Below are 20,219 nucleotides of genomic sequence, written 5' to 3'. Positions count from 1 at the left end.
CACAAACCCTGGGCCACCGGAAGGAGAATGGCCTGCTGGAGCATCGAAGGCATTGTCGGAACCGAAACATTGGCGTCCTTTGAGGATAGCGTCAAAGCCAAAGATCAGGCGTGATCCTCACCCCGCCGATCTTCACGTCGGCAGACAGATCGCGACGGTTCGCGTGCTGACGGACGTATCGCAGGCTCAGCTTGCCCGATCGATAGGCGTCAGCGTTCAACAGCTCCAAAAGTACGAGAATGCAAGGAACCGCGTCAGTGCGTCCATGATCTACGAGATTGGCAAGTCCCTGGGTGTCCCCGTCAGTCGTTTTTTCGAAGGTCTCCCGGAGAATGGGGAGTCCGGCTGTGAGGCTTCCTATCTACCGCCCGATGCGCGCATTGGCTTCATTGCCAGCTCAGAAGGACGGCGCCTGATCTCGGGATTCCTTCAATTACCTCCGCGGGTGCGCGTCAAGTTATCTGCCCTGATCGCTGCTATCGGGGAAGAATTGACCGTCCCTCAATGACCATTGACAACGAGGCTGGCAGGAAAACCGGCACCGGCAGACGAGGTGCTTGGCAACCGGTCTGAAAAACGACTTCGAACGCGGCCGGCTTCGTCAACTCTTCGCCTAAATGACTGATAATGCAACATTATCATTCGTTTTATGTTGCCGACAGGCTGTGCGTTTAGGGCCGAAATCGATGGCGCAAAGCGCACAAGCCCTTTACCCTCTTAATCATGATTCGCCTCGATCCCGCGATCGCCAGCCCCGCCGCGCCGCCCACCGTTCCGGCGTGGGCGCTCGCGTCCGGTGCCGCGCTCAACGAGGCCGACGCCGCCTTCCAGGCTGGCGACGCCTTGGGCGCGCTCGACACACTTGCCCGGGCAGAGCGTTCCTGGGCTGGTGCCTGGCGCCAGCGGCTGGCGGTTCGCTGCGCCGGCGCCAGCATGCGGCTCGCCGGCCGTGCCGAGGACGAAGCCGCGCTGCGTGACACCTGGCACTTGCGCCCGGCCGGCGCCGATCCCGGCCCCGCCGGCGCCATTTTGGGCGCCTGGCGGCAGTTGGCCGCGCAGCCGCCCGTCGCCAACGCCGAACGGCTCGAAAAGATCGTCGACCAGCTTGGCCTTCACTGGGACGGCGCGGCGCTCACCGACCTCTGCACGGAGATCGAGGAACTGGTGCGATCACAGCGCACGGCGCCATTCGCCGCCGCGGCAATCGCCGCGCATGTCGTTGCCATGCGGCCCGATGCCGAGCTGTTGGCCTGGTGGCTGGCCGACCTGCTGCTGGCGCAGGCCCTGCGCTGGCCGCGACCGCTGCCGCTGCTCGTGAACCAGGTTTTTTCGTCAGCCTTCCGCGCTGAAGGTGGCGGCAAAAGAATCCGGCCGGGCGAAAAGAATTTTGAGCGGGCGGTCTGCGTTGCGCTGGTTCAAGCGGCGGCCGAGGCCTGCCGGCTCGCCGCCGAATTGTCGCGCCGCGCCGAAAAGCTGCTGGCCGTCGCACCAAAATTGCGCGCGAAAGGCGCCGGCGACGTGATTGTTTTGCTCCTGAATGAAGATGCCGTTTCCGGCTCGCTCGTGACAAAGAACCTGTCGCGCTTTGCGGCGCGCCGCCTGTTCGAGCGGCTGCAACAACTCGGCGTCGTGCGCGAGTTGTCGGGCCGTCCCAGCTTCCGGCTGTTTGGACTTTAGCGATGAGCGAAGCGTCCGCCCGCCGCAGGACAAACGACCAGCCGGCTTTGCTGGACACAGAGCTCGAGCACTTGCCGCCTGAACTGCGCTGGCGCGAATGGATGGGCCGCGTCGAAGCGGTGATTTTTGCCGCCGGCGAACCGGTGACACGTAGTGTGCTAGCGCGGGTGGTGGGAAAGAACTGCAATATCGAGCTGATCATCGACGACATTCGCGCCGAGCTCGCCGGCCGCCCCTATGAGCTGGCGTCAGTCGCCGGCGGTTGGCAGCACCGGACCAAAAAGGCTTTTGGGGACGTCATCCGCAGTGCCTTTGGCGCAGACGGGCAGGAGGCGAAAGAACTGTCGCAGGCGGAGGCGCTCGTGCTGATGTGCATCGCCTATTTCCAGCCGATCACGCGTGGCGAGTTGTCGAGCTTCTTCGGCAAGGAGGTATCGCGCGACCTGATCGGCGTGCTGCGCGCGCAGGAGCTGATCGCCTCGGGGCCGCGCAGCCCCACTCAAGGCGCGCCCTACACCTATGTGACGACCAAGAATTTTCCTGTCGCAGTTCGGGCTCGACACGCTGCGCCAGCTGCCGGATTTCGAGGCGCTCGAGGACGCCGGGCTGCTGTCGAAGGAAAAGCTCCTGGCCGGCGACATCATGCCCGAGTTTACCAGCTGCCAAGACGACCTCGAGTGAAGTCGATAGCCGGCTGCGTCCCCTGACGGTCGCTGAACTGCAAGGTGCTTATCGGCAACAACCTTCGTGAGCAAACAAGCGTTAGAACAGCGCCTCAAATGTAATCCCAAGGTCGTTAGGCGCAAGACCGGTCGCACGAACGTAGCCGCGTCTTCCACGCATGCTGAGCCCGTTTCTGGAGCACGTCAGAGGCGATAGATGGATCCGTCTTTGCCAGATTATTCCGCTGTCAGCGCTGCCTTCACCTGGCCAGGCCCCAAGAGCTTGGAGAACCGTCGATAGTCCGAATATTGAAACCGCCATCTTCCGGCGGCGATTGCCGGATGAACTCCGGCTTCCTCCGCCACCGCGAGAAGGTCTTCCGAACGGCTCTCTTCGGTCACCCTTGCCCATATCTTGTCCGGAATGAGTGCGTCCGTCGCGAAGCGATCAGCCTGCTTTTCGACCTTGTCGTCGCTCGCCACATCCAGATCATCCAGAATTATCGGTGTCTCGCCACTGAGGTGACAAGCAACATGAGCGAACTCGTGGAGAAGCGTGAACCAGAAATTGTCCAGACGATCATGTCGAAGTGTAAGAGCAATCACGGGGGTTCCATCTGCCCTGCGCATGGCCGCGCCGTCCAGGTATGTTCCTGGCAAGTGCTCCAATATGATCAGGACAACACCAAATCCGTCGAGTGTTTTTTTCAGGTCATCGTGCCACCTATCGTTCGCGCTTACTTGAGCTAACTTCCTAGCGGCTGCTTCCCAATCGACTACCTTGACGTTTTGCTTAACAGAGACCTGTTCTGCGCGCAGCAGGACGGCCGCACACCATGCCTCCAGTGCAGATAGATCGGTTTTTGCGTTGGTTCGTTCTGTGCGCGTCTTGCGCAACATTGCTACCGCTGGCGCAACGATGTTGGCGCGCGAGACAAAGCTCGAGAGACTTTCAGTAGGTTTCATCATTCGAAGTGCGCGAAGCCTTTTGGCAGCTGCTAGCGATGCAGATGATTGTCGCGTTGCCGGTTCATGCTTGGCCGATCCAACCAATGACCTAACCGGGATTTTCAGATGCTGATTTAGAGCTCGAATTTGATCGACCGTCGGCTGCCTCTGTCCGTTTAGTATTTCAGAGACACGGGACTTACTCCCTAAATAAGGAATGAGATCTCGTGGACTCAAATTCAGGTGATTCATACGGAAGTGGATAGCTTGAGCTGGGGTCGCGCCCTCGATGCCGTGATGCTGCTTTTCCCATTTCTCAATCACAGCCTGGAGCACCTCCAGATCGTCAATTGATCGTTTATCATGGCGAACGATCAGTGAGTGAGCCTGTTCGAGCGCGGACTGGTAATCCTCGTCAGATCGAATTGGTCGTATAGTCATGCGGCCCTTCTCCCCTTCTTACGTACATGTTTGGACGCGGCTGCTGCGCCAGCGAATTCAATGAGCATCATCTCGGTTTCAAAGTTGACGATAAGGTCGGCGCAAAGCCCGTCCTCGATCGGGATATGAACGTGCGCGCCATCGACAATCGCTGACGGATAGGACCTGACGAGCTCGGCCGCGGTCGGCCATCGCCCATCTTCCAGTTCGGCGACGAGTGCCGACACCGCCCCGCTCACTTCTTCGCTGCAGGAGCAGGCCAGCTGCTTCAACTTCGATGTGCCCATCAGCTTCATGGCTACCGCCAACAAAGATATCGTTCCCAAAAATGGAACCATCACGGTTGCCAGCCGACGCAGCTTATGGCATATCAGACTCGTTCCACGGAATGGAACTATCATGTCACCGCGCCGGTGCCAAGCATCCGGCCCAACCCTCGATTATTGCCAACGAAAAGGAGGCGAAAAATGAATAACGACGACAAGAAGGTTCGCGCCGAGCTCGAGTTCGAGACGATCCCCGATGTAAAAACCGTCGAGATCGCCAAGGGCGATGTCGACGCTTTGCTCGTCATTGCTCGCGCAGTGGCCGGTTTCGAGCACGCACACGTGTTCGAACACGACAGCGACGACCCGTTGACCGGGATCGGCGATCGCCGCGCCATCGTGTTGCTGGTCCATCGCTGCCGCCATATCGCGGTAGAGATCCGCTATGACGGCGACACGAAGAAGCACAAATTCTCGCCTGCCGCGACCGTCCTACGCATCCTTCACTGGGCCACTGGCAAGCAGGGTTTCAACCTCGACGCCAATGCCGCGGCCAAGGCAAACCTCATCCTGCCCGGAGCCGATCAGCCGCTGCCGAAAGACGCAATGATCGGCCGCTACGCAGATCACGCCGACTGCGCGGTCACGGTCGACTTGACCCTCAAGGACTTCACGAATGGCTGAGGAAAAAGAAGTTACGCCCTCATTGCAAACGCTGCTGAAGCAAGTGGAGACGGTTCGCTTTCTCGCCGGTGTCGACCAGGGCCGGTGGACGGTGTTGAACGTCAATTGGCCGTGGCTCCTCGTCCGCGTTCAGTTCGTGACCAGGCCCGATAATTTTGCGTTCTCGCACGATTTCCGACTGGAGTGCTCGGGCTTTCCCGATCCGGGCCCGTATGTAGAGCGCTGGGCATATGCCGACGATGCCCAGGGCGGAGTGCGCCCGGCTCCGCCAACCTCAGGAGCCCCCGGCTTTGTCGAAGCCATGAAGGAATGGGGCAGCGCGCCGATAGGCGGCATCTACAGGGCCTGGAACCGCGGAGCAGCTCAGCACAACGACTGGGCAATGAAGCGGCCGGACGAAGCCTGGAATCGAACCCGCGAAATCTCGTTCATCATGGAGCAGCTCTATGCGTTGGTTGCTGAACAGGCTCTTTGGCTGGCTGCACGGGCCTGAGCCGCGAATCATTTGCGATACGGCCGTGTGGATGGATGGGGCGGCTGAACTCGGCCGGCGCACCCTAGGGCGACGTCGTGAGAGTGGCGCGTTTTTGATCGGCGAGGCTTCAGAAAGCGGTCCCAAGATCATCCGCGCCTTCATCTACTACGACGACATCGACGAGCATGCGCTCGACACCGGCATCGTGAAGTTCAACGGCAACAAGCTTCCCAGGCTTTGGGAAATATGCCGTGCGCGCGGCTATCGGGTCGTCGCCGACATTCATGTACACCCCTATGGCTACGGACAAAGCCCTTCTGACAAGGCCGATCCGGTCATGCCGCGGGCCGGGCATTTCGCGTTCATCCTGCCGGATTTTGCCTCAGGGTTCGTTACGCCCGGCGGTATCGGTCAGTACGAGTATCGCGGCAACGGCGCATGGATCGACCATTCGCGCGCAAGCGCACCGTTTCTCATCTTGAGGTGACCTCGATGAACCAGATTCCCCACCTCGGCCGTTCCCGGATCGTGAAGGCCATCACCGATGCAAACGATTCCGACAAAGGCTTCGAGCAGGGTACCGCCATGCTCGATGCGGTGCATTTTGCAGTTATCATCGATGCCGAACAAGCCGCGACGCCGGCCGGGCAGGCCGCCGTGCTGACGGCTGTCGTGACCGCCGTAAAGTGCTTCGGCAGCGCCACACTGGTGTGCGGCGACGATGTCGCTCTCACTCGTCGGTTTCGGCTGGACAGGACCCTTGTCGAAGCCGCTCGGCTGCACGGTGCGGAGATCGCGCAATCTATCCCCAAGGACGCAACTCACGTGGTCGCAATTGGGCAAGCCGACGCCGAAGAGGTGTTTGTCCGATGCTGGTGGAATGGTTGGATGTCTGGCGTCCTACCGGCCTTTGATGATGAGCCAATCGGTAATTCGGACAACCCACTCGCTGGCATTTTTGCTGGCGCACTTGCCGTGCGAGAGGTCTTTGCCAAGGCCCTTGGTCGGCGCCGTAGCATTGCGCGGCGTGCGACTATATCGCTCTGGAACCCCTGGCGGCTGAACGGCGATCAGAACCCGCCAACAACGCTCTCGCTGCCGGACAAGCTGTGGTTTGTCGGTCTGGGTCACCTGGGCCAAGGTTTCCTATGGAGTCTCGGTTTCCTGCCTGTTGCTGGTTGTCATGCGGTCCTGCAGGACGATCAGGTCGTGGGCAAGGAAAACGTCGCAACCGGGCTACTGACCAGTTCCCTCGACTTCGAGACCGAGAATCACAAGACCCGCGTGGCGGCCCGCTGGCTCGAAGCCGCGGGGTGGAAAACATCAATTCTTGAACGCCGCAACTTCGGCAATCTGCGGCTGACAAGTGAGGATCCGGTTATCATGCTGATGGGACTCGATGAACCGGCCGCTCGGATCGCAATCGCCAAAGGCTGCCACGACTTCGTGCTCGACGCCGGCGTCGGGTATGGCGCAATCGACTTCGAAATTGCCCAGATCCGCGTGATCCCGCGGGGCGTCGACCCAGAAACACTTTGGTCGCGCCCCGCTGCTCCCAAGAACGTCGACGCTGTGCTGGATAAGCCCGCCTACCGCGAGCATGCCCGCAAGCACGGCAATTGCGGCACATACAGCCTTGCTGAAGCCAGCGTGGCAGTGCCCTTTGTCGGCGCCGCGATAGGAGCGTTGACGATCGCACAGCTGTTGCGCCTGGCTGCCTTGCGTCCCACCAACCAGATCAGCCAGGTCGAGCTCGGCACGGTCGAGGCCGCGAGCGCTGGCGTCTTCAATCCGGTGCCTGGCAGGGGGCTGGGCGGCTTCGAGTTCTCCTTCGCGTAGCTTTGCCTTGTCCTTTGCCGGCAATTCTTGCTGAAGATCGTGGATGAAATACGCGCGGCGGCCGCCCGCCGTGATTTCATATCTTGCGACGGCGAAAGTCCTTTAGGCTCCACTGCGGAGGCAGCAATGGTATTTCGATTCGTCCACACCGCCGACATTCATCTCGATTCGCCCCTGCGTTCATTGGCGATGAGAAACGCAACTCTTGCCGAACTCGTGGGAGACGCCAGCCGTCAGGCTTTCGTCGCAATCGTCGACCTTTGCCTGACGGAGCGTGTCCACGCTCTGGTCATTGCCGGCGATCTTTACGATGGCGACCAGACCTCGATGAAGACGGCACGCTTTCTGGCTTCCCAGATGGCGCGTCTCCATCAAGCTGGCATCAGGGTCTACATGATCCGCGGGAATCATGACGCCATGTCGCGGATTACGAAGCAGCTCATATTGCCCGACACGGTGACCACTTTTGGCGGCCGCTGCCAATCCCTGATCCAGCCTGGCGATGGGATCGACGTCGCGTTCCATGGGCTAAGCTTCGCCAGCCCCAAGGCGTCCGAAAGCCTGCTGCCCAAATATGCCGCCCCACAGGAAGGAGCTGCGAACATCGGCATCATGCATACGAGCCTGGCCGGCTCCCCAGGCCATGACGTTTATGCACCTTGCAGCGTCGCCGACCTGCACGGCCAAGGCTTTGACTATTGGGCGCTTGGCCACATTCACGTTCGCCAGGTGTATTCCGGTGCGAGCACGCTGGTGATGCCAGGGATCCCGCAGGGGCGGGACATCAATGAGGCGGGCGAGAAGTCGGTTACGCTGGTCACCGTTCGCGACGATCGCTCCGTCGAGATAGAGGAGAGGCTCACCAGTGTCGCGCAATTTGAGCGGGTGAGTCTCGATCTGACCGGGGTGTCGGAATGGAGCGAAGCCATCAGTCGTATCCGAGCAGGGCTGGAGCAATCCCGGGAGGGTGCCAGATCCCGCTACCTTGTTGCCCGTCTTCGCCTGGTCGGTACGTCTGCCCTTTCATGGTCGCTGATGCGCGACCGGGACCTGGCCGTGGCGGAAGCCGAACAGGCGGCCGAGCAGGTGGGCGACACCTGGGTGGAGAAGCTGGAGCTTCATCTTTCGGCTTCCGCCGTCGGAGATTTGGAAAGTGTTGCCGATCCTACCTTGGAACTCGCGCAGTCCATGCGGGCCAATGCGGGCTCAGAAGCATTTCGGTCCGAAGCTCGAGAATTCGTGTTGAAGACGATCGCAGACCTGCCGCCCGATGCCCGCGGTTTCGCAGGCAAGGATGAAGCTGGGCTGGAACGATTTCTCGACGACGTGCTTGCCGGAAGCGTCGACCTGGTCACGGCAAGGCTGAAGGCAGGGGCGACGCGATGAGATTGCGGCGCCTCGATCTGACCCGCTACGGCAAGTTTACCGACAAGGCGATCGACTTCGGAGAGAAGCCGGTTTCAGGTCCGGATCTGCATATCGTTTTCGGGCTTAATGAGGCCGGCAAGTCGACCGCGCTTGCCGCCTACCTTGATCTGCTCTTTGGCATCGAAGAGCGCAGTCGCTATAATTTCCTGCACGAATATAGCTCGATGCGCATCGGCGGGCTGCTCGGTTTCGACGGACGCGCGCTCGCCGTTTCCCGCACCAAAGGCCGCAGCAACTCATTGCACGACGCCGAAGGCAGACCGCTGAGCGAGGTTGCCATTTCGGCGCAGCTCGCCGGCCTGTCCCGCGAAGCCTACAGCAGCATGTTCTCGTTGGATGACGAGACGCTGGAAGCTGGGGGCAAGGCGATCCTTGAATCGCGTGGCGATCTGGGCAAGCTCCTCTTCACCGCAAGTGCTGGGCTTGGCCATGCCAGCGATGTCTTGGCCGCACTTGAGACAGAGGCCGATGGGCTTCACCGAAGACAGGCCCAGACCACCGAAATCGCGCTGCTGAAAAAACGGTTCGCGGAACTCAAGTCCCGTAAGGAGGCGATTGACACCCTGGCCTCGACATTCGAGGCGCTCGAGGCGGAACGGGCGGAGGCGCAGGAGAAGTATGACCGCAGCTTGGCTGAACGCGCGGCGTTGTCGGCGCGGCTCGCCACGATCGAGCGAAATGCGCGCGCCGCGCCCCTCCTGGGGGAGATAAAACGCAAGGCAAGCAGGCTGGCTGAACTGCCGGACATGCCGTCTCCTGCCAGGACTTGGAGTGGTAGCGTCGCGGGCTTGATTGATCAAGACGCACGCTTAAGAACCCGTCTCCAGGCGAATGCCGATGAGATCGATCGCGCGAAGGCAAAGATCGAAGCAATCGCCGTCGAGGAGGCTGTGGTGGCGATCTCGGAGCAGGTGCGAGGACTTGCCGAGCGCAAGGCACGCTATCTGTCCGCGGGCATGGACCTGCCGACCCGCAAGATGGAAGTCCAGCTGATCGACCAGACGGTGGCCAACTGTCTCGCCGCGCTTGGAAGGGCGGCCGAACAGGATCCGTCCCGGCTCATGCTGCCGGCCGTTGTGGTCGGCACGCTTCGCACCATGGTCGAACAACGCTCCGGCATCACGACGAGCCTACGGATGGCCCGCGATGAAGCGGCTGCCGCGCTTGACGGGCTCAACGCAGCGCGTGGTCGCGTTGGCGAGGAGAGGGCGGTGCCCGAGCCCGCAAGAGCCAGGCTGATGGCAGCAGTGTCGGAAGCCAAGGCCAGTGGTCACAAACGCGAAATCGCAGAGGCGCGCGCGTTCGAGGACGAGCGGCAAACAAGTTTGGCCGATGCGATGCGGCGCCTTCGGCTGCGGTCGGGAGATGCGGAGGCGCTTTCGCAAATGTCGATTCCATCGCCGATGCAGATCGCTGCTTGGAAGGAACTTGCCGCCGATCTTCAAAGGGACAAGGCAGTCTTTTCCGAGCGTCTGGCTGAGCATGAACAAAGCCGGATCTCAACGTCTGCTCGTCTGGCCGCAGTCCGCGCCTCGGCCGATATCGCCGACGACGAAACAGCCGCAGCCGTTCGCCGTGATAGGGACGAGGCCTGGCAAAATCACCGCGCAGATTTAAAGGCCGAAACCGCAGACGCATTTGCCGCGGCACTGGCCAGGGACGATCATGTCGGTAGGGCGCGGTTGGCTCATGCGGGCGAGCTCGCGGACCTGCGCGCAATCAAGCAACAGGCGACCGAGACCGAGGCGGCGATAGGGCGCGTCAGGGCCCAGCTCGGTGAGCTGGAAAAGCGGGCTGAAACGGCGTCGACTGAAATCAAGCAAAGGGCCAGCACCTTGCTTAAGGATTGCCAAGCGCAGTCGCTCGACCTCTTGATCGGACTTTTGGAGGAGCGGCTGTCCGCGCGCGCTGACGCGCTTGGCGCCTGGGACGACATCCTGCTCGCACGCGCGAGAATTGAACGAACAACAGCCGAAGGAGAGCGGATCCATTTAGGATTGGCCTCGGCTCTTCGAAGCGTTGGAATTCAGCCGGAAGCCGGTGAGGCCCTGGAGGCGATGGTGGTCGCTGCTGACCGCTTTCTGGACAGGCAGGCGAAGGTCGACGCGGAACGCGCGGAAGCGATGAGGAGCGTCGCCGCGAAAGAAGAGGAGATGGCCGCCAGGCGGCTCGCTGTTGAAATTTCCGAGCGGCGAGATGCTGCATGGCAGGCCGAGGTGAAAGAAACGCTGAAGGGCACCTGGCTCGAAGACGGCATCGCCGGAACCGGGCTTGGCAGCGTGCTCGATCAGTTGTCGGAGCTGTCAAAGGCGCTGCAGGATCGTGAGGCTATGCGTAGGCGCATAGGCAAGATGGAGGCGGACAGGACTGGATTTGCTGAAGAGGTGGCCCGGCTTTTGGCGCAGGCCGGGGAGCCTGCGAGCGACACGGCGCCGGAACAGGTGAGCGCCTGGCTGACCGAGCGCCTGGAGCAAGCCGAGCGTGCCCGTGAGGCGAGGGCGAATCTCCTCATTGATGTTCAAAAGTTGCAAGACGTTCAGGAGGCATTGAAAGCCGAGATCGCGGCACACGAGACCACCAAGCAGCAAGTGCTCGATACTTTCGGGGTGAAAACTCTGCCTGAAGTCGCAGAGCGCGACGAGCAGCTTCGCGAGCGAGACGGCCTCCAGAGCGCAGTGGCCGAGCTTGAAGAACGACTGACGAGCGAACTCGCTCTCGATGACTTCGCCCAGGCGCGCTCATTGCTGGAGAGCGTCGATCTCGACGCGTTGGCAATTGAAAAGGCTGAAATCGAGCGGCGCCTCGCTGACCTCGATGAAGCCATACAACAGCAACTCGTCCGGTGTACCCGAGCGACCGACAAGCTCGACGCGATTGGCGGCGACAGCCAAGTTGCCCGGATCGATGCGGAGCGCCGCACAGTGCTCCTCGAAATCGAGGAGAAGGCTGCCCGCTATATCGAGTTGAAGCTCGGCGTCATGTCGGCAGCAAGCGCGCTCCGGGTCTACCGCGAACGTCACCGCTCTGGAATGATGAGCCGGGCCTCCGACGCCTTCGCACTGATAACGCGCGGCCAATACACAGGCTTGACGACCCAGCCGGTAAAGGGCGGTGAGGTCCTCATCGCCACGCAGCGGGATGGCCAGTCGAAGATCGCAGACGCTTTGTCGAAAGGCGCGCGTTTTCAGCTCTACTTGGCTCTACGCCTCGCAGGATATTACGAGTTTGCCAAGCTCAGGCCCTCTGTTCCGTTCATCGCCGACGACATCATGGAGACCTTCGACCATCTCCGGTCGGAGGAAGTTTTCCGACTGTTCAGTGAGATGGCCAGTGTTGGCCAGGTGATCTATCTCACCCATCATCAGCACTTATGTGAGATTGCGAAATCGGTCGTTCCCGACGTCGCCATCCACGAACTCGGGTGATTCAAAACAGCATTGTTGTTGGCGCGCCTCGTGGTAAGGCGCATCGCAATGACGGCTTCGCGCCTTTTCGGCCGCTCTCTCTCAGGCTCTCGGCGGGATCCCAAAAGGTGCCGGTCTCCCGATCTGACACGATCACCGCAGGCCTCAGACGGGGGGAATCAGACAAGTTGAGAGTTAGCAGCGGCTGGAGGCTAAGCGCCAGAACCTGCCAGCCCTTGAACACGAAAAGAAAGGGTGAACAGCGCAGACTTCTGCGCTACTTCTGGATCACGATCACGAACGTGGAGCCCGCCGCTGCGCCTTCCTCAACCTCACCCACTCGACTTCGACTGGCGATATTCCGCCGCATCAGTTCAGGCGATATGTGGCTTAGTTTCGCGAGAGGCAACAGTCCTCGCCGTAGGCACGCCCTCTATTTCTCGCTACCTCGATCTAGCTTCTAAGGATTCGATCCTGGTTGATCGGCAGCCGTTTCAAAACGTCAGGAAACACATCGTAGCCGACGTCGGAGAAGTGACGCTGAAGATTAAGCAATCGATGGCAATTCTGGATCCACCTTGGTATCCAGCCGAGGCGAAGCGGTGGATAGCTTGGGCAGCTTCGGTCGTCGGCCAAGGAGGGCAAATCCTTGTAACCCTTTGGCCAGAGCATACCCGGCCAACCGCGAGGGTGGAACGAGAAGAACTCGTTGGCTGGGTCGATGGATGGGGGAGGCTCGAGGATGCGGGCATCGCGGTAGAATACCTTTCGCCAGAGTTCGAACAGGCAGCCGTCTGGAGGCATGGGGGCGGCCGTCCCGACGGAGAGCCTCGCCGTGGCGACCTTGTCAGCATATCGGTCAGACGCGAGCCTAGTATGCCGCCACCCCACTCTGAGCCGTGGCGATGGATTCGTTTCACGATCAATGACTATCAGCTCGCCGTCCGTGATGCGCCGTACTCCACCGGTCTGTCCACAGTGGCACAAGTCCTCGGTGCCGAGGGATGGACCTGGCCTCATGTAAGTCGTCGAGCGCTTGGCCGGGATAGTATCGGTTTGTGGAGTTCCCAGAACGAAGTCGCCGTGGTCAGCGACGGCCATCATCTGATTCAGGCATTGAGGGCGTATCTGACCTCGGAAATACCGCCGACAGAACTGTTTCGCGCGTATCCGGCACTTGAGCAGTGGCGCGTCCCGAAACCACCCTTTTGGAGAACTGCAGAGTGGCAACACCGTTCATAGCGCTAAGGTTCAGGGACACCACGCCGGGCGTCGACACCATTCAATCCCACCGCGAGATTATTTTGAGCAAGGGTTTCGTCTGGTGGGGCTGGTGGAAGAAGACGTTCGAGGACGAGCACCTCGAGGCGCTCGACACCATGAATGGCCCAACGATCGCTTATATCGTCGACCGCTCCACCAGACGCATGTTTACTGCGAAAGTTGAGGTCTGGCGCCGTGGGTTGCTTGACGGTGACGAGCTGGTAGCCGTTCCTAACTACTATGTCGACGAGCGGGACCGCATCTTCGGCTGGTTCAAGCTCACCGATATTCAGGCGTGCGAATATCTCGACGAGGTAGCAAACAGGTTTGGCGATCACACTCTGGTACCACTCGGCGGGAAGGCCCATCAACCGGATCGTGTAGCCGCGACGACCCGCGCCAATCGCTCGGCGATTCTCCACCTGTCCGATCTTCATTTCGGACCGGACTACGACTTTCTCCTACAGGGCGAAACACCGGCTATCGGCAACACGAAGAAGACGCTCACGGAGGCCCTTCTGGATGATCTGGGCAGGATAGGTGCCCACAACGATATCGGCACAATCCTAGTTACCGGCGACTTCACCACGAAGGGCGACTGGAGCCAAGCCAGGCGCAGCAGCATCCTGGCTGAGTTCGCGAGCCTGACTAGGGCGCTCGGTCTAGAGCGAGACCAGATAGTCGCCGTTCCCGGCAACCATGACATTGTCCGCGCAATGGATCCGTCGAACGTCGATGCCGCGAAGCTGGCGGTGAGCAATCAGGCAACATACGAGCATGAGCTTCAATACCGCGTATTCTGTGAGGAGCTCATAGGGCGCGGTTGGAAGGAGACGCTGAACTACGTTCGACGATTGCAGCTGGGTGAAGTAGATGTGTTGATCGGGGTGCTGAACTCATGCACCATCGTTCAAACAGAATGGAGCGAGTACGGCTACATCGGCGACAGTGGAATCGACGCGTTGCGCGAACTGGGCGCCGAGCGGATCGATCGACCGACATACAAAATCATGGCCCTGCATCATCATTTATTGCCGGTAACCAATGTCGCGACGCTGAACAACAAGGGGATAACGCTTTCGGTAGATGCCCCACGAATTCTGGACGCTGCTCAGCAGGCCGGCGTGCAGCTAGCTGTTCACGGCCACGAGCATATGCCGCGGGTGGTCAAATATGACAATCAGCCACTCGCTGGTGCTCCGCAACAGGCGGCGATCTATGTCGTTTCAAACGGCAGTACCGGCGTCTCGCCGGTGCGGCGTCCCGGCAACGAACGCAACACCTACTGTATCTTCCGCTTGAGCGACAAGGAAATGCACCTGACGATGAGGGAGCTGCGTCCCGATGGCAAAGTGGGTTTATCCCTCTTCAGTGGCAACTTAGATATCTCCCCCATTTTGCCTAAGGCGGCGGCCTAACCCTCATCCCTCGCGCGTCAAGGTGCGAAGTTGAACCTACGGTGCAATTATTCGTGTCTGTGCAAAACTGGCGGGAAAGCGGGGATCACTGGCTCGCCTATGTGGCGCGAAGGCCTAGTATGTGCCCATTACCGGGACGGCTTGCTATTGCCATGAAGAAACGGGAATGGGTATCGCTTTGAATTTTCGCAAGGATGAATCGCTAGACGCGTTGGCTCGGGCGGGGAATGTTGCGCAATTTATCAGCTTCTTTCCCACGTCCGGTGGGGCCTTCTCTCAGAGCTACTCGCGGGTCTTCGGTTACCCTTCCAATCACCACTTCGGGGACGCCCAAGAGGCACTTGCCGCGCTGTTGGCCGCGAGTGTGGATGCCTCGATAAATCTGCGCAGCTACGCCCCGGACAGTCCGCGGAGCAAAGAGTTTGTCTACGGGGTACGCGACGTGCAGGAAGCCCTCGCCGGACTGAAGCGGCTTATTTCATTGGGCCTGTTCGTGATCGCCAATGAGACCATCGACATCAATGATGGTGGGGTTTCCGGGGTGATCCAGGGCGGCATTATGGAGTTCGCTCCTGATGACACACCGCGGTGCGTGGAGAAGCCCGGAGTGGCCTCCCTACCCGTGCCTTGGGCGCTTGATCTGCTCACGAAGGTCTATGGATTTCGACCTGAGCTAAAGATGCAGAGCAAGGGACGGCTCGAGTTCAGCATTCATCCTCGGCCACGCGGATGGAAGAACAGCCACACGCTATGCTGGGAGTCGGAGCCCGAAAATACGGTGGCGGCGACTGCCAGCATGAATTGGCCCAACCGCTTCAGCCGACATATCGGTGACAAGGCGTTCGGTCTGCTCATGGCCGAGCTCGTAGGCGCAAATGTGCCAGCTACCACTGTCTTCGGGCGGCGCGTTGCCCCATTCACCTTCGGAAAGCCGACGGGAAGTCACGAGGTCTGGACCCGCACCAGTCCGGATGAGCCAGAGCCAGGAAGGTACACAACCCTCAAGGGCTGGACTGACCCATTCAAGCTTATGTCCGCAGAGGATCCCAACCACACTGCCATCGCTTCCGTAATTTGCCAGGCCGCGGTACCGGCTGCCTATTCAGGCGCTGCCATTGTCACGATCGACGGGACCCTGCTCGTGGAAGGTCGCTCCGGTGAGGGCGATGGTTTGATGCTGGGTATCGATCACCCCGAAGAGCTGCCATCTGCAGTCGCCGAGCAGATCGACTCGGTTTACGACATGTTGTCCCGCTCGCTTGGAGCCGTGCGCTTCGAGTGGGTCTATGACGGACAGACAGTCTGGGTGGTACAGCTCCATCGCGGTGCGACCCACACCTCACAGGCTGTTCTGGTGCCTGGAGAAGCGGCCCGCTGGCTGACCTTCGAAGCGGCCGAAGGGCTCGAGGCACTGCGAACATTCCTGCATGACATGCCGGCCGATGCGGGGGTGAAGATTCAAGGCGAGATCGGACTTACTAGTCACTTGGCCGACCTCGTCAGAAAGGCCAAGCGACCAGCCAGGTTGGCAGTGCCAGCCTAGAGGCCCTCGTGCCGATGGCTGCCTGGCTTCCGCCAAAGGTCTTCGATTTCGTCACCGTTGACGCGTTGCGCTACCAAAAGGTGACTGGCGGCATCCGGGACGCTGTAGGCGACCGTCAGCTCGACCAAGGCATTTTCCAAGGGTCTCGTTTTCCTTCGCTCGGCAAGCGGATAGTCGGCAATCTTCATGAACGTACTTTTCCCCCTCGGTTGGGGATTCATGATAGTGGACCCGCTGTTTATCGGGCTGAGGAGGATGCTGTCGCGGTGGGCGGCGACCAGGGACGCAGTGTCAAACGTCAGAATTGTGTGCGGCCGATCGCGGTATGCCTTGGCTGCCAGAAGCCTGTACAACCGCTTCTTGTGCAGCCAGAAGAAGGTTTTGCCATTGAGGATCTTGTACCACTGAAATGGTGTCAGCCCGTCCTGAAGGCACTTCTGGAGCGCGCTGTCGCTCATCGGCTTGTTGTCGCGGATGACGGCGTTGGGCAGTCCATCCTTTGCAATGTCGACGCTCTCGGGCCGAAGCCTCTCCTCAATAGCAAGTCGCTGATCGCCAGAAATCCCATAGGCATCGAGGAGCGCCGTCGCGCTCATCAGCCCGTGGTCACGGATCGACGGGAACGAACCGTCCTCCGCCATGTGGTACAGCCGCGGATAGATGCTGATCAATTCGTTTTCCTGCACCGGCAGCTCCTCAGTTCCACTGCCGCCGGTCAATGATGATGGCGTCCTTCCCGAAATCCTTGGAAATCAGCGACACCCGGGCGTTGGTGACCTTCTCCACCCGCTCGATGAAGTCCCTAGTGGTCGCGTTGAGTTCCTCGAAGGTTTTCGCCTTGCGATTGTCGATTCCGAGATAGTCGGCGAAGGTCAGCGCGATATCGGTTACCCCGTTGATGCTGGCGGCGCGCCGCACCTGCTCCCAGTCAAACTCGGCGATGCGGCGTTCCTTCCCGGAAACGGTGCCAACTTCGATCTTATGCAGGTCCGACGCCGGAATATCGCTCCGCGCAGCAATGTCCTCGACCGTAATCTCGTGCATCATCGGCCCCGACGTGCCGCCAACGCGGATAGGGTAGGTCCGCATAACCATTATCACCCGTCGGACTCTGGTTGGTCCTATGCCAGCATCGGCGAGGCAACCGGACGCTGTTGTCTCGCGCGAGGTTACGAATGGGTATTCCCCGTGATGCAGGCTGAGATCGGTTCCCTGAGTGCCCTCGAGGAGGACCGACTTGCCGGCAGCATAAGCCTTCTCGAGCTCGACCTTGGTGTCACGAATGAACGGCTTAAACTCCGCTATCTGTTTGGCGAGGCGGACGTTGCTGCCCCAGTACTCGTTGCCGTCTCGCCCTAAAATTTTCCGTGCCGTAGCAACTCCGACACCCTTTTTCGTCGAGCCGATCACCTCGAGGGTGCCCGCTTCCCGTGCGATGTCGCTGTCCTCGATGATGATGGCCTGCGGATCGATCGACAGCCTGTCTTCGGTGAGCTTGAGGTCAGTAATCTCCTTGAGCACCTGCTTGACTGAGAGGGTTGCGCCGGCGCCGATCAGGATTTTCGCACCAGGGTTGCTTTGCGTTCCTGATGGCAGCTGAATGTAGTCGTATTTGGGATCGGCGACCTTATGCCCGGCATTAGGTCCGCCTACCCGCACCAGAACATCGTAATCCCTGGCGATGAAGGCGCAGATATTGCCCTTCCCCTCGCTTCCGTACTGAGCACCGACCAAAACGTCGACACACCGGGCAACCTCGCGGGGAAACAGGCCCAGTCCCGCAGTTGCCTGGGCTAGCAACGATCGGGGGCTGGAACGGTGGGTTTCCAAAGCCACGTTAGCGACTTCCGCGAGCGCCTCGATCTTGCTTTCCGTCGCCCCGTGCTCGCGTGCCTCGTCGTAGCTGTTGAACTCCCGGATCTCCGCCTTGCGTGCTAGGTAACGCTCGCGCAACACACCAATCGGCGCAGTGAGGTGGACGTGAACGACCCTGTCACCGAATTCGTCTCGGAAGTGCTTAACTTGGTCCAGCGTCCGGACCGCATCCACCAGCCAGATCCGATCCGCCGGAGCCCCGTTCGTTTCAGCCAGAAACTGATCGAGGACCCACTTTCCGTTCGTCTCAATGTCGAGCTTGTCGCCAAGCTTGATCAGTGCGTCGCGCTCATCGGTATCGCTAGCGCGAAGCAATAGCGCCCGTGTAGATACGCGCTTCGCGTCGAAACGTGACGTCAATTGCTCGGTAAACATCGATTTTCCGACCGCAAGCGTACCGGACACCAAGAAAATTGGTTTCAGCGCAACCTCCTGCCACTAGAGAACCAGACCCTTCCCCGATTTCCATCGGCCCTAGGACTCAGGCTCTGCTTGTCGAAGAGATACGCATCGATTTCAATTCAATCTATAGCTCATGCGAAGTTTTCTTGTTGAGAAATGCCTGACTGAGTTTGTTTCTGCTGATAAATCTATTGCAAGGCGTCATATCGCCGAAGGAACGCGCTCTTTGCTTCGCGCGGCGAAAGGAAGCGTACCTTTACTAGGGCGGGCGCAATCCGTTCGCGCTTAGCCCATTCGTCCGTGCCTGCCGGCATGATCTGAGCTTGCTCGGCGGCCAGCACACGCAGATCGGCTTGCTTGATTGCCGGGCTTGACTGAGTGCTGATACCAAACCGCTCAGCGATCGCGCGCTGCATCTCAGCTTCAATCTGCCTGTAATCCGGAAGCATCTGCTTGAGGGGACGCGTGATATCGCCAAGGAAAGCTTCCGCCGCATCGTGCAGCAAGGCGGCCAATGGATCCTCTTCCACAAGGTCGCTGACCAGCAGGCTGTGCTCGGCCACAGAATAGAAATCCAGACACTGGCCCGCGTAACGACACTGAAGCGCCAGGCCGTGGGCAATATCCTCGATGGTAAAGTCGCTAGTATGAGGCGACAGCAGGTCCAGCCAGGCGCCACTGTGCAACATTATCGAGGGTCCGACATCGACCTTCACTGCTGTTACCCGCTGCCTGCTCCACGCCATCCCCATCTCCCCTAAACTACCGCTCTGCTATCACAGATCAATGAACTTGCAAATTTGCAATTTCTATCTTATCCGAGATGGATGAGGCTGACAACTGAAGAAGCATCGAGAATCGCGAGAGACCTTAGGATTGCCATAGCTGATCGGCGCCTCTCTGCAGCTAATGCAGCACGTCTGAGTGGGATGCAGCCCAGTCGCCTCAGCCGCATACTACGTGGGCAGTTTGCAACACCAAATCCCAATGTCGTTCAAATTTGCACGTTCTTGGGCGTGACGCTCCCGCGGAGCCAGTACGCCGAGGGCGCTGCACGCATAATTGGCAGCGCTCTAGAGGTGTGGAACGGAAGTCCGGATGATGTCGAGGACGTGGTTAAGCTGTTTAATCAGATTGCCGCCCTACGCCGTCGCTAGCGCAGCGCAAATGCAGCGCGAAATATTGGGGCTAGGGTTGAGCGCGGCGAGCACTACCAACGGCCCCCATCGCGGCCATTGGTAATGCTCGCCGGAGCTGCGGAGCGGGCAGGGCTACTGACGACGAAAACACACGCCGTTCGCCTTTTGTGCTTCGAAAGTCGCATAATTGGCAGTCTGGTGTGATGTCCGGAATTGTTTGGCATTTCACGGGGTTTACCAGTCCGGAATTATGAGTTGGCGGCGGGTGAACTATGTGATTGAAAACAGGAGTTTTCCGACCCTAACATCGAGTTTACCAATGGACCCAAGGACAGTTAATTCTGGATTGGCATTAAGTGATTAGATTTGCATAGAACATAACTGCCCTTATTGGTAAACCCGCTTGCGGTCGGCAACGAATTGGTCAACCCAAAAGCCCACGATTGGTAAACCGAAGCAGCAGCCCTATCGACCAAGATTCAGCTCTTTACTTCCCCCACAATCCCTTGAGACAGTGGCGTCAGAATCTCAGCGTAGGCAACTTGCGCGCCACAGCGACGCCGTTCTGATTTAATTCCGGACGACGACAGATAGTTCCGGACGTCACACCGTGATCGCCATCGGCCGCCGCATCGATTGCAGCCAGGGCGCGTTCAAGGAAAGCGGATGGAGTGTCCCGACGAAATCCTCTGACACCGCACCCATGGATGGTTTGATCCTGCGTGCGCCAAATGATGCGGCAATCGCGGTTGCGA

The 20,219-nt window shown here is 59.8% G+C and carries 15 protein-coding genes and 1 pseudogene; 11 read left to right on the top strand and 5 right to left on the bottom strand.

The window, feature by feature from the left end; all coding sequences use genetic code 11:
* Window positions 1-52: 52 nt before the first annotated feature.
* From LB536_RS22610 to scpB, 3 genes and pseudogenes are all read left to right on the top strand, one after another.
* Window positions 53-508, top strand: a complete 456-nt coding sequence (locus LB536_RS22610) for a helix-turn-helix domain-containing protein (RefSeq protein WP_224596507.1) — start codon at window positions 53-55, stop codon at window positions 506-508.
* Window positions 509-723: 215 nt separating this feature from the next.
* On the top strand, window positions 724-1,677 hold the full coding sequence (locus LB536_RS22605) for a DUF1403 family protein (RefSeq protein ID WP_224596505.1): 954 nt from the start codon (window positions 724-726) through the stop codon (window positions 1,675-1,677).
* A 2-nt stretch (window positions 1,678-1,679) separates the two neighbouring features.
* Window positions 1,680-2,358, top strand: a pseudogene (gene scpB, locus LB536_RS22600) (SMC-Scp complex subunit ScpB).
* Window positions 2,359-2,576: 218 nt separating this feature from the next.
* Here scpB and LB536_RS22595 read toward each other — a convergent pair.
* On the bottom strand, window positions 2,577-3,728 hold the full coding sequence (locus LB536_RS22595; protein WP_224596503.1) for an ImmA/IrrE family metallo-endopeptidase: 1,152 nt from the start codon (window positions 3,726-3,728) through the stop codon (window positions 2,577-2,579).
* A complete protein-coding gene (locus tag LB536_RS22590) occupies window positions 3,725-4,024 on the bottom strand; it encodes a hypothetical protein (protein ID WP_224596501.1) in 300 nt (99 codons plus the stop codon). Before LB536_RS22590 ends, LB536_RS22595 begins: the two co-directional genes overlap by 4 nt.
* A 171-nt stretch (window positions 4,025-4,195) precedes the next feature.
* On the opposite strand from LB536_RS22590, the gene LB536_RS22585 reads away from it, so the two are divergent.
* From LB536_RS22585 to LB536_RS22550, 8 genes are all read left to right on the top strand, one after another.
* Window positions 4,196-4,678: a hypothetical protein gene (locus LB536_RS22585; RefSeq protein ID WP_224596500.1), complete on the top strand. Its 483-nt coding sequence runs from the start codon at window positions 4,196-4,198 to the stop codon at window positions 4,676-4,678.
* A complete protein-coding gene (locus LB536_RS22580; protein ID WP_224596497.1) occupies window positions 4,671-5,171 on the top strand; it encodes a hypothetical protein in 501 nt (166 codons plus the stop codon). The genes LB536_RS22585 and LB536_RS22580 overlap by 8 nt, the downstream gene beginning before the upstream one ends.
* The gene (locus tag LB536_RS22575) at window positions 5,125-5,640 is read left to right on the top strand and encodes a hypothetical protein (RefSeq protein WP_224596495.1); all 516 of its coding nucleotides are present in this window, start codon (window positions 5,125-5,127) and stop codon (window positions 5,638-5,640) included. Before LB536_RS22580 ends, LB536_RS22575 begins: the two co-directional genes overlap by 47 nt.
* A 5-nt stretch (window positions 5,641-5,645) precedes the next feature.
* On the top strand, window positions 5,646-6,992 hold the full coding sequence (locus LB536_RS22570; protein WP_224596494.1) for a hypothetical protein: 1,347 nt from the start codon (window positions 5,646-5,648) through the stop codon (window positions 6,990-6,992).
* 126 nt (window positions 6,993-7,118) lie between these two features.
* Complete coding sequence (locus tag LB536_RS22565) at window positions 7,119-8,378, top strand: exonuclease SbcCD subunit D (RefSeq protein ID WP_224596621.1); 1,260 nt, start codon at window positions 7,119-7,121, stop codon at window positions 8,376-8,378.
* Window positions 8,375-11,845: an ATP-binding protein gene (locus LB536_RS22560; protein ID WP_224596492.1), complete on the top strand. Its 3,471-nt coding sequence runs from the start codon at window positions 8,375-8,377 to the stop codon at window positions 11,843-11,845. Before LB536_RS22565 ends, LB536_RS22560 begins: the two co-directional genes overlap by 4 nt.
* Before the next feature lie 1,202 nt (window positions 11,846-13,047).
* Complete coding sequence (locus tag LB536_RS22555) at window positions 13,048-14,505, top strand: metallophosphoesterase family protein (RefSeq protein WP_224596489.1); 1,458 nt, start codon at window positions 13,048-13,050, stop codon at window positions 14,503-14,505.
* A gap of 166 nt (window positions 14,506-14,671) precedes the next feature.
* On the top strand, window positions 14,672-16,048 hold the full coding sequence (locus tag LB536_RS22550; RefSeq protein ID WP_224596486.1) for a hypothetical protein: 1,377 nt from the start codon (window positions 14,672-14,674) through the stop codon (window positions 16,046-16,048).
* On the opposite strand, the gene LB536_RS22545 is transcribed toward LB536_RS22550, so the two are convergent.
* The 3 genes from LB536_RS22545 to LB536_RS22535 form a co-directional block, all read right to left on the bottom strand.
* Window positions 16,045-16,767 carry a DUF7002 family protein gene (locus LB536_RS22545; RefSeq protein ID WP_224596483.1) on the bottom strand — a complete coding sequence of 241 codons (723 nt, stop codon included), beginning with the start codon at window positions 16,765-16,767 and terminating at the stop codon, window positions 16,045-16,047. The two genes, LB536_RS22550 and LB536_RS22545, sit on opposite strands and share 4 nt — an antisense overlap.
* Window positions 16,745-18,298 (bottom strand): adenylosuccinate synthetase, encoded by a 1,554-nt coding sequence (locus tag LB536_RS22540; protein ID WP_224596481.1) that lies wholly within the window; start codon window positions 18,296-18,298, stop codon window positions 16,745-16,747. The genes LB536_RS22545 and LB536_RS22540 overlap by 23 nt, the downstream gene beginning before the upstream one ends.
* 215 nt (window positions 18,299-18,513) lie before the next feature.
* Window positions 18,514-19,071 carry a hypothetical protein gene (locus LB536_RS22535; RefSeq protein ID WP_224596479.1) on the bottom strand — a complete coding sequence of 186 codons (558 nt, stop codon included), beginning with the start codon at window positions 19,069-19,071 and terminating at the stop codon, window positions 18,514-18,516.
* Window positions 19,072-20,219: the final 1,148 nt, after the last annotated feature.

The sequence above is a fragment of the Mesorhizobium sp. ES1-3 genome (assembly GCF_020164795.1).
GTDB lineage: Bacteria > Pseudomonadota > Alphaproteobacteria > Rhizobiales > Rhizobiaceae > Mesorhizobium.
The sequence above is the reverse complement of the archived record's forward strand: the minus strand, read 5'-3'. Positions and strand labels throughout refer to the sequence as shown.

Coding starts and splice junctions, on each gene's coding strand:
- LB536_RS22605 (WP_224596505.1), top strand. CDS start 724: ATGATTCGCCTCGATCCCGCGATCGCCAGCCCCGCCGCGCCGCCCACC.
- LB536_RS22595 (WP_224596503.1), bottom strand. CDS start 3,728: ATGACTATACGACCAATTCGATCTGACGAGGATTACCAGTCCGCGCTC.
- LB536_RS22590 (WP_224596501.1), bottom strand. CDS start 4,024: ATGAAGCTGATGGGCACATCGAAGTTGAAGCAGCTGGCCTGCTCCTGC.
- LB536_RS22585 (WP_224596500.1), top strand. CDS start 4,196: ATGAATAACGACGACAAGAAGGTTCGCGCCGAGCTCGAGTTCGAGACG.
- LB536_RS22580 (WP_224596497.1), top strand. CDS start 4,671: ATGGCTGAGGAAAAAGAAGTTACGCCCTCATTGCAAACGCTGCTGAAG.
- LB536_RS22575 (WP_224596495.1), top strand. CDS start 5,125: ATGCGTTGGTTGCTGAACAGGCTCTTTGGCTGGCTGCACGGGCCTGAG.
- LB536_RS22570 (WP_224596494.1), top strand. CDS start 5,646: ATGAACCAGATTCCCCACCTCGGCCGTTCCCGGATCGTGAAGGCCATC.
- LB536_RS22565 (WP_224596621.1), top strand. CDS start 7,119: ATGGTATTTCGATTCGTCCACACCGCCGACATTCATCTCGATTCGCCC.
- LB536_RS22560 (WP_224596492.1), top strand. CDS start 8,375: ATGAGATTGCGGCGCCTCGATCTGACCCGCTACGGCAAGTTTACCGAC.
- LB536_RS22550 (WP_224596486.1), top strand. CDS start 14,672: ATGGGTATCGCTTTGAATTTTCGCAAGGATGAATCGCTAGACGCGTTG.
- LB536_RS22540 (WP_224596481.1), bottom strand. CDS start 18,298: ATGTTTACCGAGCAATTGACGTCACGTTTCGACGCGAAGCGCGTATCT.
- LB536_RS22535 (WP_224596479.1), bottom strand. CDS start 19,071: ATGGCGTGGAGCAGGCAGCGGGTAACAGCAGTGAAGGTCGATGTCGGA.